At 73.0% G+C, this 12,879-nt stretch carries 9 protein-coding genes; 5 read left to right on the forward strand and 4 right to left on the reverse strand.

The window, feature by feature from the left end; translation table 11 throughout:
• Positions 1 to 90: 90 nt before the first annotated feature.
• A complete protein-coding gene (locus tag ACIOHP_RS27970; RefSeq protein ID WP_401891780.1) occupies positions 91 to 3,792 on the reverse strand; it encodes a S8 family peptidase in 3,702 nt (1,233 codons plus the stop codon).
• 203 nt (positions 3,793 to 3,995) lie between these two features.
• Between ACIOHP_RS27970 and ACIOHP_RS27975 the strand changes: the two genes are divergently transcribed.
• From ACIOHP_RS27975 to ACIOHP_RS27985, 3 genes are all read left to right on the forward strand, one after another.
• Positions 3,996 to 4,997: a helix-turn-helix domain-containing protein gene (locus ACIOHP_RS27975; protein WP_361541936.1), complete on the forward strand. Its 1,002-nt coding sequence runs from the start codon at positions 3,996 to 3,998 to the stop codon at positions 4,995 to 4,997.
• Positions 4,998 to 5,043: 46 nt separating this feature from the next.
• Positions 5,044 to 5,526, forward strand: coding sequence for a DUF456 domain-containing protein (locus tag ACIOHP_RS27980; RefSeq protein WP_361541687.1), 483 nt, complete (start codon positions 5,044 to 5,046; stop codon positions 5,524 to 5,526).
• A gap of 67 nt (positions 5,527 to 5,593) precedes the next feature.
• Entirely contained in the window at positions 5,594 to 5,977 is a 384-nt protein-coding gene (locus tag ACIOHP_RS27985) for a PPOX class F420-dependent oxidoreductase (RefSeq protein ID WP_361541690.1), read from the forward strand.
• On the opposite strand, the gene ACIOHP_RS27990 is transcribed toward ACIOHP_RS27985, so the two are convergent.
• From ACIOHP_RS27990 to rsgA, 3 genes are all read right to left on the reverse strand, one after another.
• Positions 5,938 to 6,465, reverse strand: a complete 528-nt coding sequence (locus ACIOHP_RS27990) for a methylated-DNA--[protein]-cysteine S-methyltransferase (RefSeq protein ID WP_401891781.1) — start codon at positions 6,463 to 6,465, stop codon at positions 5,938 to 5,940. The genes ACIOHP_RS27985 and ACIOHP_RS27990 overlap by 40 nt on opposite strands.
• Entirely contained in the window at positions 6,462 to 7,820 is a 1,359-nt protein-coding gene (locus ACIOHP_RS27995; protein WP_401891888.1) for a DNA-3-methyladenine glycosylase 2 family protein, read from the reverse strand. Before ACIOHP_RS27995 ends, ACIOHP_RS27990 begins: the two co-directional genes overlap by 4 nt.
• 154 nt (positions 7,821 to 7,974) lie before the next feature.
• A complete protein-coding gene (gene rsgA, locus ACIOHP_RS28000; protein ID WP_401891783.1) occupies positions 7,975 to 9,066 on the reverse strand; it encodes a ribosome small subunit-dependent GTPase A in 1,092 nt (363 codons plus the stop codon).
• Between the two features lie 491 nt (positions 9,067 to 9,557).
• Here rsgA and ACIOHP_RS28005 point away from each other — a divergent pair, with 491 nt between their 5' ends.
• Positions 9,558 to 11,762 carry an ATP-binding protein gene (locus ACIOHP_RS28005; RefSeq protein WP_401891785.1) on the forward strand — a complete coding sequence of 735 codons (2,205 nt, stop codon included), beginning with the start codon at positions 9,558 to 9,560 and terminating at the stop codon, positions 11,760 to 11,762.
• 51 nt (positions 11,763 to 11,813) lie between these two features.
• On the forward strand, positions 11,814 to 12,797 hold the full coding sequence (locus ACIOHP_RS28010; protein WP_401891787.1) for an anti-sigma factor RsbA family regulatory protein: 984 nt from the start codon (positions 11,814 to 11,816) through the stop codon (positions 12,795 to 12,797).
• The last annotated feature ends 82 nt before the right edge of the window (positions 12,798 to 12,879 follow it).

A 12,879-nucleotide genomic window follows, 5' to 3' on the forward strand; every position in this document is an offset into this window, starting at 1 on the left:
GTACGAAAGGAGCCGCCGGGCAGTTCCACCCCCCACGGGAGAACCGCCCGGCGACACCGGGGTGGCCCGGACCTTCGATCCCCTGACGCGCTAGCGCACGTCGTAGGCCCGGGACACGGTCTGGCTGACCGAGTTGCCGTTCGCGTCGGTCATGTCGGCCCTGAGTGTGACCTGCTTTCCTGTCGCTGTGCTGTGGTCGACGTAGGCCTCCCACACGGTGCCCTTCCTCGACGTCCGCGCCTGGGTCCAGGTCTCCCCGTCGTCGTAGGAGTAGGCGAGCTTCACCGAGGTCAAACCTCCGGGCTCATAGCCCGCGTGGCCGCCGGCCGTGAGGGCGATCCGCTGCCCGTCGCGCGCCGGGAGCGTCTTGAGGCCGTCCTCCGGGAGGTCGTAGCGCGGGAAGAGGAGCGGGATGCCCTGGGAGTACGCGTTCTCGTCCAGCGCCGAGCGGAAGGACCAGGTCGTCGAGGTGGCCGTCGAGCGGTTCCACACGCGGGCCGGGGCACCGAACTTCGTGGTGGTCAGGGTGAGTTCGTACGACGACTCCGCGGCCGGGACCTCGAACACACCGAACGGGTAAGGGCTGTCGCCGACGGTCTCGCCGTCCCGCTTCAGCACCATGGAGCCGATGTCGCCGAAGCTGCCCTGCACACCGTGGTGTTGACCGTCGCCCCAGAAGGCGGGCGCGACACCGATCAGGTTGCCCTGGCGTTCGGCGGCGAGGGCCTGGTCGCCGTCGGCGTCGAGGGGGGCGCTCGGCGCGAGGACACCGCCGTACCACTCCTCGGTCCGCCGCTCCCCCTTCTCGTACGTCCGCACGGGGTCGATCATGAACTCGCCCCAGGGGAAGCTGCTGGACACCTCCTGCTCCCAGCCGGTGGTGCCCGGCGTGTGGAACTCGGTGCGTGCGAAGGGCGCGGGGACGGTCTCGATCTCGCCGAAGTAGCCGGTCAGTCCGCTCGGGCGGGTCATCGACCGGAGGTCGATGTGGTCGGTGGCGGTGCCCGCCACCGAGTTGTACGTCGCCGTGGTCGCCGCCAGGTCCCGGTCCCGCACCCGGTAGGTGCGGTCGCTCCGGATCTGGCCGGTCTCCGGGTGGGCGAGGTTGTAGACGTACGGGCTCTTCGCCGTGGCCGTCCAGCGCAGTGTCACCTCGCCCGCGGCGAGCAGGGAGTTCGCCTCGTCCGTCGGGATGCCGAGCACCGGCAGCGCACCGCCGATGAAGCCGGCCGACGGGTACCAGCGGCCCGGTGCCTCGCGGTAGCCGAGCACGGCCACGGCGCCGGCCGTCTTCGCGCGGTCCGCGACCTCGTTCGCGCTGCCGTCGTCGTCCAGCTTCACGAGCGCGATCTTTCCCTCGGCGCCCGAAAGCTCCGCCTCCGTACCGGACTTGGCGTCGAAGAGCGGCGCCCGCCCGGTGCCGTCGAGGTTGACCGAGCTGGTCGACGCGGTGACCGGGTGGAGCTTGCTGCCGCCCACCACGGCGAGTTCGGTGATCTGAGGAGCCGCCGCCCTCCAGAAGCTGTCGAACTCGAAGGTGCCGTCGGTGGCCCTGCCGGTGACGGAGGCGTAGTAGCCGCGCACGGAGCGGCCCGCCGCCGCGGTGCCGCCGTGCAGCCAGGTGTCGTCCCACGAGCGGGCGAAACCGAGCGTGGCGCTGCGGAGTTCGGTCGGCCGGTCCGTCTTCACGCTCAGCCGGTGGGCCTTGCGGGCGTCGAGGACGACGGTGGTGTCGCCGCGGATCTCCAGTTGCGGACGGGCCAGGTAGGAGAGGGAGTTGAGCAGCGTGCCCTCGGTCTCCGGTGTGGTGACGAAGCTGGAGAGGAAGTAGCTGCCGGGGCGGATCTCGTACGTCTGGTCGCTCGCGCCGTCGTTGAAGCGGCGCTCGCCGCTCGCGTCGTCGGTGCCGATCAGGTCGACGGAGGAGGCGCCGGTGGCGGGTTTGCCGAGGCGGTCGATCAGCTTCACGCGGAGGGTGACCGTCTCCGGCTGGACGTAGAGCGCGAAGGGGGTGGAGACGGAGACTCCGTCGGCGGTGGCGAGGACGCGGCCGGTGATGTCGCCGTACTGGGCGCGCTTGAGGGTCGCCGTCGGGTCGATGCGGAGCGGGACCTCGACCGTCTTCCCGGCCGGGACCTTGAGGGACCCTGCCCCGAGGCGGGCGACGGAGGAGCGGACGGCGGAGCCGTCGTTGCCGGTGACTCCCACCACCGACAGCTTCAACTCCACCGTCCTGTCAGTGGTGTTGGTGTAGGGCACCGAGACCGTCGTGCGATCGCTCGTGTCCTGCGGCCAGTTGAAGGTGCCGGCCTGGACGGCGGGCGCACTCAGCACCGTCTGGTCGATCGCCGCCTTCACGTCGAGACGGCCGCCGCCGGTCTCGCGGACGTCGCCGGGGATGTCCGCGTCGGCCGAGGAGACCAGGGCCGTCTTGATCTGCTGGGCGCTCCAGCCGGGGTGACGCTGCTTGACGATGGCCGCCGCGCCCGCGACATGCGGGGTCGCCATCGACGTACCGCTCATGGACTGGTAGGCGTAGACGCCGCGGCCGCCCGCTGCGGCGGCGGAGATGCCGACGCCCGGCGCGGTGATCTCGGGCTTGAGGGTGTGGGAGCCGTAGACAGGGCCGCGGCTGGAGAAGTTCGCGGTGGAGTCGTCACGGTCGACGGCGCCGACGGTGAGGACGCTGGGGGTGCAACCGGGCGAGGAGACCGTGTTGTTGCCGGGTCCCGTGTTGCCGGCCGCAATGACGAACAGGGTGTTCTTGTTGGCCTGGGCGAGTTCCTCCGTCGCCTGGGCCATCGGGTCGGTGCAGTCCGTCCGCGCCGGGTTGCCGAGGCTCATCGAGACGACGTCGGCGCCCTGGTCGACGGCCCACTGCATGCCGGCGATGATCCAGGAGGTCTCGCCGGAGCCGTAGTCGTTCAGGACCTTGCCGTTGAGGAGGTCGGCGCCCGGTGCGACCCCCTTCTTCTTGCCGCCGCTCGCCGCGCCCGTGCCGCCGACGGTCGAGGTGGTGTGGGTGCCGTGGCCCTGGTGGTCGTCGGCGTCGGCGGAGTCGGTGAAGTTCCGCGAGGCGCTGATCCGGCCCTTGAGGTCGGGGTGGTCCGCGTCGACGCCCGTGTCCAGGACGGCGACCTTGGTGCCCTTGCCGTCGTAGCCGGCGGCCCAGGCCTCGGGAGCGTGGACCTGCTTGGTCGAACGGTCGAGGGTGGCCTCCACCTTGGCGTCGAGCCAGAGCTTCTTCACCGGGCCCCGGCTGACGTCGGCCCAGAAGTCGTCGGCCTTCTTCTTGTCCGCGTCGAGGGCGACACCGTCGACCGAGTCGAGGACGAGGTCGCGTTCGGCGCCGCGCGGGGTCCTGGGGACACTGCGGGCGGAGACGGCGCGGTCGTACGTCGCGATCAGCGGCAGCGTGTCGCTGTGCGCGTCGTCGTAGCCCTGCCGGACCAGGCCGGTGACGTTGAAGAGCTCCTCGTCGACGCGGCCCGCGGCCAGCGCCTCGATCGCGTCCTCGGGATAGACGTACAGGTCGTCGCCCGACTGGCGGGTCTGGGTGAAGGGGGTCGTACCGTCCTCGCCGGGCAGGGCGACGGCCCCGCCGCCGGTGACGAGGACCCGGTCGCCGGTGACGAGGGTGACGACGGAGCCGGCGGTGGGGGTGGCCCGGCTGCCGGTCAGTGCTCTCGACGGGCCCGGTCTTTCGGCCGCGTCCGTGGGCGCGGCGGTCGTGACGGCCAGGAGGGCGGCGGTCGCCGCCCCCAGGGCCGTCCGGCGTATCGCTCTCGCCAAGATCGCTTCTCCTGCCGTGTTGCCGTATCCCCGCGAACGCGAAACGCGCAGGCCGAAGGGGCCCGAGGCGGGCATTGCGGACGGTGGTCGATGCTGCGGTGGCGCCACCTTGGCAGAGGGACGGGTGGTGCGGGGATGATGTGCCGAGGCGGGTTTGCGCCGTGGCCGATTCCCGCCACGGCACCACTGGGGAGGGGCTGCCGATGCTGGGCGTGCTGGGGCTGGACGAGCGGCACGAGTCCGCGTACCGGGCGCTGGTCTCCGTGGGCGCGGCCGACGTGCCCGATCTCGCGCGGCGGCTGACGCTCGACGAGCACGACACGGAGCGTGCCCTGCGCCGCCTGGAGCAGCACGGGCTCGCGGCGCAGTCGTCGGCGCGGCCCGGGCGGTGGGTCGCCGCGCCGCCCGGGGTGGCGCTGGGCGCGCTGCTCACCCAGCAGCGGCACGAGCTGGAGAAGGCGGAGCTGGCGGCGGCGCTGCTCGCCGAGGAGTACCGGGCGACCGCCGCCGAACCGGCCGTGCACGACCTGGTCGAGGTGGTCAGCGGCGCGAGCGCGGTCGCGCAGCGCTTCCTGCAACTGCAGCTCGGGGCGAGCCAAGAGGTGTGCGCGCTGGTCACCGGCAGGCCCACGGTCGTCTCCGGCATCGAGAACGACGCCGAGGAGCAGGCGGCCGGGCGCGGGGTGCGCTACCGCGTGGTCGTCGAGCGCTCGGTCCTGGATCTCCCCCACGGCCTCACCGAGCTGTCGGCGGCACTGGGCCGCGACGAGGAGGTGCGGGTGGTGGACAAGGTGCCGACGAAGCTGGTGGTCGCCGACCGGGCGCAGGCCCTCGTACCGCTGACCTCACCCGCCACCGAGCCCGCCGCGCTGGTGGTGCACGCCAGCGGACTGCTGGAGCTCCTGTCGGAGCTGTTCGAGTCGGTGTGGCGGGACGCGCTGCCCCTGCGCCTCGGAGCCTCGGGCGTCGGCGAGGAACCGGCGGACGGCCCCGACGGCACCGATCTGGAGGTGCTGTCCCTGCTGCTCGCCGGGATGACCGACGCGAGCGTCGCCAAACAGCTCGACCTGGGCCTGCGGACCGTGCAGCGCCGGGTGAAGCGGCTGATGGGACTCAGTGGGGTGACGACCCGGTTGCAGCTGGGGTGGCATGCGTACGAGCGGGGCTGGGTGGCCCGGGAGCAATCCGGCGAGGGCCGCGGGTGAACCTGGCTGACCTGCGGGTTCTCCGACCGTCCGGCACCCTGGACGCATGGGAGTGTGGGACCTCCTGCTGGTCGGCCTGGTCCTCTTGCTCGGCCTGTGCGGAGTGCTGGTGCCCGGGGTGCCGGGGTCGTGGCTCGTGTGGGCCGCGGTCTCGTGGTGGGCGCTGAAGGATCCGCGGCCGGTCGCGTGGTGGGTGCTCGTGGGGGCCACCGTCGTGCTGTTCCTGTCCCAGGTGGTGCGCTGGACGCTGCCGCCCCGCCGTCTGCGCACGAGCGGCGCCACCCCCCGGATGGGCGTGTACGCCGGGATCGGCGCGTTCCTCGGCTTCTTCCTGGTCCCCGTGCTGGGCGCGATCCCCGGCTTCGTGGCCGGCATCTACCTGTACGAACGCCTCCGCCTCGGCCGCGACGGCGAGGCGAGGGCGGCGGTGCGCACGGTCATGCGCTCGGGCGGCTCCAGCGTGCTGGCGGAGCTGTTCACCTGCCTGCTGATCATGGGGGCGTGGCTGGGGGCGGTGCTGTGGGGGTGACGTAGGGCCGCGGCCCTAGGCCGAGGAACCGATGTGCCCGCCGGGGCGGGCGTGTTCGGATGGCGGCATGACCGAATTCAGCGAGGCCGAACGCGCGTATCTGAGGTCGCAGCGGCTGGGGCGGCTCGCCACGGTGTCCCCCCAGGGGCAGCCGCAGGCCAACCCGGTCGGGTTCTTCCCCCAGGACGACGGGACGATCCTGGTCGGCGGTTACGAGATGGGGCGCAGCAAGAAGTGGCGCAACCTTCAGAAGAACCCGAAGGTCGCGCTCGTCGTCGACGACATCGTCAGCCTGCGGCCCTGGACCGTCCGTGGCATCGACATCCGCGGCGAGGCGGAGCTGCTGGTGGGGCCGCATGAGCTGGGGGCGCATTTCAGTGAGGAGGTCATCCGGATCCATCCTCGGCGGATTCACAGCTGGGGGCTCGAGGGGGTGGAAGGGTCGTCGTGAAGCTCCTGGAGGACACCCTCCAGGCTCAGCAGGGTCGTCTTGCGTTCCAGGCCGCCCGCGTATCCCGTCAGTGAACCGTTCGCGCCGATCACCCGATGGCACGGCCTGAGGATCAGCAGGGGGTTGGCGCCGATCGCGCCGCCGACCGCTCGTACCGCGGCCCGGGGCGCCCCGATGCGGGTGGCGATCTCGCCGTAGGTCGTCGTGGCGCCGTAGGGGACGTCGTCCAGGGCGGCCCAGACCCGCTCGCGGAATTCCGTGCCCTCGGCCCGCAGTTGCAGCCGGAACTCCTTCAGCTCGCCGGCGAAGTACGCCGTGAGCTGCTCCTCGGCCTCGCGGAAGAGGGCGGGGTCGTGCAGCCAGCCGTCCTGGACCGTGCGCCCGCCCTTCTGGTCCGGTACGGACAGGGAGGTCAGCACGCCGGTCGGGTCGGCGGTGAGCAGGAGCGGGCCGACGGGGCTGTCCGCGGTCGTCCAGTGCGTGGTCATCGGGTCTCCAGCTCCCCTGCGGTGCGCAGGTGTTGTACGGCGTAGGAGCGCCAGGGGCGCCAGGTGTCGGGGGCGTTCAGGTCGGGTGGGGCCACGTCGGGGTCGCCGAGGGCGCGGGTGCGGACGACGGCGACGGTACGGGCGTCCATGCCGGGCAGGGCGAGCAGCGCCGTCTGTGCGTCGTCGCGGTCGGCGCCGGGGTCCAGGTGGACGGCGCCGTCGGCGAGGGCCGCGGTGAGCGCGCCGAGGGGGCCCTCGGGCTCGGCCTCGGCGAGGACCGCCGGTTCGGGGAAGAGGTGGGTGAGGCTGCCGCAGGGCGCGTCGAGCGCCTTGCCGTACCGCTGCACGAGCCGCGCGGCCCGCGCCGGGCCGGCCAGCGTCCGTACCGCCAGTTCCTCCGGGTCGGCCGCGCCCGGCGACCGCAGCCCCGGGCGGGCCGCGACCAGCGGGGCGAGCCGCGGGTCGGCGCCGAGCCGTTCGTCGACGGCGTACGGGTCGGCGTCGAGGTCGAACAGGCGCCGCAGCCGCTGTACGGCGGTCGTCAGGTCCCGCAGGTCGGTGAGGTGGAGCCGGGCGTCGAGCCAGCCGCGCGGCCGTTCCTCGACGGCGGCGATCCCGGTGCCGTACGGCAGCCGCAGCGTGCGCCGGTAGGTGCGCTTCCCCTCCGGTCCGCTCACCTCCTCGACGCCGGGGACGGCCTCGTCGGCCAGGAGGTCGAAGACGGCGTCGGACCGGTACGGGCCCCGGTAGGCGAGCCGCAGCGGCACACCGGCCGCGGGGGTGGCCGTACGACGGGACGCGGGCGCGGCGTCGCGCAGCCGGCTCGGGGTCTGCGCGTACACGGTGCGGATCGTGTCGTTGAACTGCCGCACGCTGGCGAACCCGGAGGCGAACGCGATCTGGGTGACCGGCAGCTGCGTGGTCTGGAGCAGGACCCGTGCGGTGTGCGAGCGCTGGGCGCGGGCGAGGGCGACGGGCCCGGCGCCGAGCTCCGCGGTGAGCTGCCGCTGGACCTGCCGTGCGCTGTAGCCCAGCCGGTCCGCGAGACCCGCGACGCCCTCCCGGTCGACGACGCCGTCGCCGATCAGCCGCATCGCCCGCCCCACGACATCGGCCCGTACGTTCCACTCCGCCGACCCCGGGACGGCGTCCGGACGGCACCGCCGACAGGCCCGGAACCCGGAGCCCTGCGCGGCGGCGGCCGTCGCGAAGAACCGCACATTGCGCCGCTTCGGCGTGACGGCGGGGCAACTGGGCCGGCAGTAGATCCCGGTCGTCTCGACGGCGAAGAAGAACTCCCCGTCGAACCGCCCGTCCCGACTCCGCACCGCCTCGTACCTGCTGTCTTCGTCCATCACACAGTCCAGTGTGCGACCTGGCCAGCAAGAGAGCTGGCGGATTTCAGACACGGCACTGAGGCGCCCCCGAAGGGGCGCGGGGGAACTGCGCGACAAGCCACAGTCCACCCGCACCCGCGAGACGGCACAGCGAGGCACCCCCGTAGGCGCCCTACCGCACCCGCCCCCGCTTGGCCTCCATCGCGGCCTTCCCTTCGGCGCCCCGACGCTTCCAGTCCCGCCGAAGCTCCGCACGGACCCGCGCATCGGTCTTGGCGACGATCCGCTGGTTCTCCCGGATCAGCTTCCGGTAACTCTCCAGGCGCCGCTCACCCAGCTCGCCGGAGGCGACCGCGGCGAGCACCGCGCACCCCGGCTCCGCCTCATGGGCGCAGTCGTGGAAGCGGCACCGCTCGGCCAGTTCCGCGATCTCGGAGAACACCTGCCCGACACCGCTCTCGGCGTCGAAGAGACCGACACCGCGCAGCCCCGGGGTGTCGATCAGCACACCCCCGCCCGGGAGGGCGAGGAGGTTGCGGGTGGTCGTCGTGTGACGCCCCTTGCCGTCGACGTCCCGGGCCGCGCGGACGTCCATGACGTCCTCGCCGACCAGGGCGTTGGCGAGGGTCGACTTGCCCGCTCCGGACTGACCGAGCAGCACGCTCGTACCGCCGGAGACGACCGCGACGAGGACGTCGAGCCCGTCGCCGTCGTGGGCGCTGACCGTCAGCACCGGTACGCCCGGCGCCGTGGTCTCCACGTCCTGGACGAGATGCGCGAGCGTCACCGCGTCCGGCACGAGGTCGGCCTTGGTGAGCACGACCACGGGCTGTGCCCCGCTCTCCCAGGCGAGCGCGAGGAAGCGCTCGATGCGGCCGAGGTCGAGTTCGACGGCGAGGGAGACGGCGACGATGGCGTGGTCGACGTTGGCGGCGAGGATCTGCCCCTCGGACCGCTTGGAGGAGGTGGAGCGCACGAAGGCGGTGCGGCGCGGCAGATACGTGCGGACGTAGCGCGGGTTGCCGCCGGGCTCGACGGCGACCCAGTCCCCGGTGCACACGACCCGCAGCGGGTCGTGGGGGGTGACGAACGCGGTGTCCGCCCGCAGGAGACCGTCCGCGGTGACGACGTCGCACTGCCCGCGGTCGACGCGGACGACCCGCCCGGCCAGCAGTCCTTCGGCGTCGTAGGGGGCGAACTCGTCCGCCCATGCGTCGTCCCAGCCGTAGGGAGCGAGCGCGGTGAAAACAGAGGTGGAAGTCAAGGGTGACCCTTCACAGGGTGGCCCCGGCGAGGAATGAGGTGGTCAGCCGGCGGCCACGGAGGTGGACTTGATGAACTGAATGCGGACAGCGCTCATCGCAGGGACAGTCATCGGTCAACACCTCCTCATGCGTACTCGGTCGTCGCCGGAACGCCCCCACCTTAGACAGGTGCGCTCGCGGACGCCACGGGTTTTTCTCGCCGCGCGACAGGACGTGGGCACGTTCTGTCAGGAAAGCGCCTTCAGTTGGCAATGTCGCACTACAGGCGCCTGACCTGCGTCTCGCTCCTAATGTTCTTGGTAGGGCCGCCGTACCTCCGCCCACCGCGGACCACGGCGCGCACGGGGCGTACCACGTTCGGAGGCGGGTTCCGATTCTGCAAGCATCCGCGACGCGAGCAACGGCCGGTCGGGGTCTGAGGGCGTCGAGCTTCGTCGGCAGGCGGCAGGAGGTCGCGGAGGTCAAGCGGCTGCTGGCCGTCCACCGGCTGGTGAGCCTGACCGGGCCGGGCGGCGTCGGCAAGACCAGGCTGGCCCTGCATGTCCTGCCCGCGCTGGCGAAGCGGTTCGCCGACGGGGTGCACCTGGTCCAGCTGGCCGGTGTGCGGGACGCCTCGCTGGTGCCGCTCGCCCTGGTCGAGGCGCTGAACGTCCGTGACGTGTCGGGGCGTTCGCCCGTCGAGGTGCTCGTCGAGCAGCTCGGGGACCGCGATCTGCTCCTCGTACTGGACAACTGCGAGCACCTGTCCGAGGCCTGCGCGGAGCTCGTCGGCACGTTGCTGGCGCGGACCGCCCGGGTGCGGGTGCTGGCGACCAGCAGGCATCCGCTGGGGCTGGCCGGACAGCACGTGCTGGAGGTGCAGCCGTTGCCCACGCCCGCGCCGGGCGATCCGCTGCCCGCGAAGCCCGCCCTGGAGTATCCGGCGCTGGCCCTGTTCGCCGACCGGGCCGCGGACGTGCTGCCCGGGTTCGCGCTCACCGCGGACAACCAGGAGGCGGTGGCCGCCCTGTGTCACCGCCTGGACGGGCTGCCGCTCGCGATCGAGCTGGCGGCGGTCCGGATGCGCGCGCTGGGTGTGCGGCAGGTGCTCGACCGGCTGGACCGGCGCTATCGGCTGCTGGCCGACGCCGAGGACGCCCCGGCCCGGCACCGCACCCTGCGGGCCACCGTCGACTGGAGCCACGACCTGTGCACCCCCCAGGAGCAGGCGGTGTGGGCGCACGCCTCGGTGTTCGCCGGCAGCTTCGACCTGGACGCGGTGGAGGAGGTCTGCGCCGGCGCGGGCCTCGACCGGGACGCGACGGTGGACGCCGTCGCCGGGCTGGTGGACAAGTCGCTCCTGGTCCGCGACGGCGACACCGTGCACGCCCGGTACCGGATGCTGGAGTCGATCCGGCACTACGGCCTCGACCGGCTGTACGAGAGCGGCGCCGACGCGCGGGAGGCGGCCCGGCGCCGGGTGCGGGACTGGTGCCTGGACTTCGTCGAGGAGTGCGAGCGGCGGTGGTTCGGCCCCGACCAGCCGGAGCTGGTGCGGCGACTGCACGCCGAGTCGGACACCGTCCGTGCGGCGCTGGAGTTCTGTCTGAGCACACCGGGCGAGGTGCGGGCCGGGCTGAGGCTGGCCGGGCATCTGTGGTTCTTCTGGTTCGCGACCGGCGCCCTGACGGAGGGCAGGTTCTGGCTGGAGCGGCTGCTCGCCGCCGATCCGGAGCCGACCCGCGCACGGGCCCGGGCGTTGTGGAGCCTGGCGCTGATGCTGCTCAGCCAGGGCGACGCGGTCCGGGGCGGACCGCTCGCCGAGGAGTCGCACGCACTGGCCCTGCGGCTCGGCGACGAGACCGAGGCCGCCCACAGCTTCTTCGGCCGCGGCGGCGCCCTGCTGATCAGCGGCGCCTACGAGCGGGCCCGGGAGGTGTACGAGGAGGCGCTCTCCCGGCCACCGCTCGAGGGCGAGTCGATGAGCCTGGTCGGCTTCAAGTACGTCGAACTCGCCCATGTCCTCAGCCTCCAGGGCGAACACGGGCGCGCCATGGCCCTGTGCGCGGAGTTCCGCGGGATCTGCCTGGTCCACGGCGAGCAGTGGATCCACTCGTACCTCCTGCGCATCCTCGCCTTCGCCGAGTGGTCCCAGGGGGACCAGGTGTCGGCCAGGACGCACGCCCGGGAGTGTCTGCGGCTCAAGCGGGCGGTCGGCGACGTGTTCGGGATCGGCATGACGCTGGAACTCCTCGCCGCGGTCCACGCCCGCGTCGGCGAGGGCCGGCCCGCCGCGGTCCTGCTGGGCGCGGCCCGGCGGATCTGGCGGGACGCCCATGTCGCCCTGGACCGCACCCCGTCCCACGGCCCCGTCCGCGACGAGGCCGAGGAAGGCGCCCGCGCGCTGCTGGGCGAGGCGTTCGGGCACGCCCACCGCGAGGGCCTGGAGCTCGCCCTGGACGACGCGGTCGGCTACGCGCTGGGTGAGCGGAAGTCACCCGCCCGCACGGTGCCCGACAGTCCGCTCACCCGCCGCGAGGCGGAGGTCGCCGAACTCCTCGGCCAGGGCCTCACCAACCAGCAGATCGCCGACCGGCTGGTCATCGCGGTACGGACGGCGGAGGGCCATGTGGAGCGGATCCTCAGCAAGTTGGGCTTCACCTCCCGCAGCCAGGTCGCCGTCTGGACCGCGTCGCGCGGCATCACGCGCCCCTGACGACGCCCCCCGGCCCGCACCCGACACGAACTCCACGAAAGGGAACCGGACATGACGGATCATCATGATCATCAGCAGCGGACCGCCGCTCCCCCCAAGCATCACGCCGGCATCCACTCCTGCGACGAGGAGTTCCTGACGGTGATGGTGCCCTTCCTCAGGAACGGCATCGCCGCCGAGGACGAGCCCGACCCGGTGGCCATCACCACCCCGCGCAAGCTGGACCTGCTGCGCGAGGCGCTCGGCCCCGACGCCCGGCACGTGGACCTCCGCAACTCCGCGCACTGGTACCGCGGGACACCCGCGAACAGCATGGCCACCGCCCTCGACTACTACGTCACGCACGCGGGCCCGACGGGCCGGCTGCACATGGCGGGCGAACCGGTCTGGAACGGCCGCTCGCCGCGCCAGATCACCGAGTGGAAGCGGTACGAGGCCCTGGCCACCGAGCTGTTCACCGGGGCCCCGCCGGACCTGATGTGTCTGTACGACACCCGCATCGCGCCGCCCGACGTCGTCGAGGCCGCCCGGCACACCCATCCGACCGTCCTGGACCGGCTCGGCATCCGGCCCAGCCCCCTGTTCACCCAACCCGCCGCGTACGCGACCCGGGACCTCGCCCCGCTGCCCGAACCGCCGCCGGAGGCCGTCGGGGTCCCGCTCGCCGGGGACATGGCCGGTGCCCGCCGGTTCGCGGCGGAGCAGGCGAAGGCCCACGGCATGACGGGCGAGCGGGCCGACCGGTTCGGGGTGGCCGTGTCCGGGGCCACCGGCTATGCGGCCGCCCAGGGCCTGGACAGCGCGCAGCTGCTGCTGTGGTCGGCCGGGGAACGGATCGTCTGCGAACTGCGCACCCCGCACGGCCGGATCACCGACCCGTTCCTCGGCTTCCGTCCGCCCGGTCCCGAGACGGGCCCGGAGGACGGGCTGTGGCAGACCCGTCAGTTCTGCGAGTTCGTGGACCTGAGGTCCGGGGCCGCGGCCGGGGACGGGTGGACGATCCGGATGGAGACGGCGCTGGCGTCGTCGGGGTGACGGGTGGGTGACGGCCGGGGGTGACGGACCGGTGCGCTGATGCGCGTAGTTTCCCCCGCGACCCGCGGGGCTCGCCGACGGC

The sequence above is a fragment of the Streptomyces sp. NPDC087859 genome (assembly GCF_044742595.1).
Classification (GTDB): domain Bacteria; phylum Actinomycetota; class Actinomycetes; order Streptomycetales; family Streptomycetaceae; genus Streptomyces; species Streptomyces canus_F.

Excerpts from the sequence above, each read along its gene's own strand:
- ACIOHP_RS27975 (WP_361541936.1), top strand. The coding sequence starts at position 3,996 with ATGCTGGGCGTGCTGGGGCTGGACGAGCGGCACGAGTCCGCGTACCGG.
- ACIOHP_RS27980 (WP_361541687.1), top strand. The coding sequence starts at position 5,044 with ATGGGAGTGTGGGACCTCCTGCTGGTCGGCCTGGTCCTCTTGCTCGGC.
- ACIOHP_RS27985 (WP_361541690.1), top strand. The coding sequence starts at position 5,594 with ATGACCGAATTCAGCGAGGCCGAACGCGCGTATCTGAGGTCGCAGCGG.
- ACIOHP_RS27990 (WP_401891781.1), bottom strand. The coding sequence starts at position 6,465 with ATGACCACGCACTGGACGACCGCGGACAGCCCCGTCGGCCCGCTCCTG.
- ACIOHP_RS27995 (WP_401891888.1), bottom strand. The coding sequence starts at position 7,820 with ATGGACGAAGACAGCAGGTACGAGGCGGTGCGGAGTCGGGACGGGCGG.
- ACIOHP_RS28010 (WP_401891787.1), top strand. The coding sequence starts at position 11,814 with ATGACGGATCATCATGATCATCAGCAGCGGACCGCCGCTCCCCCCAAG.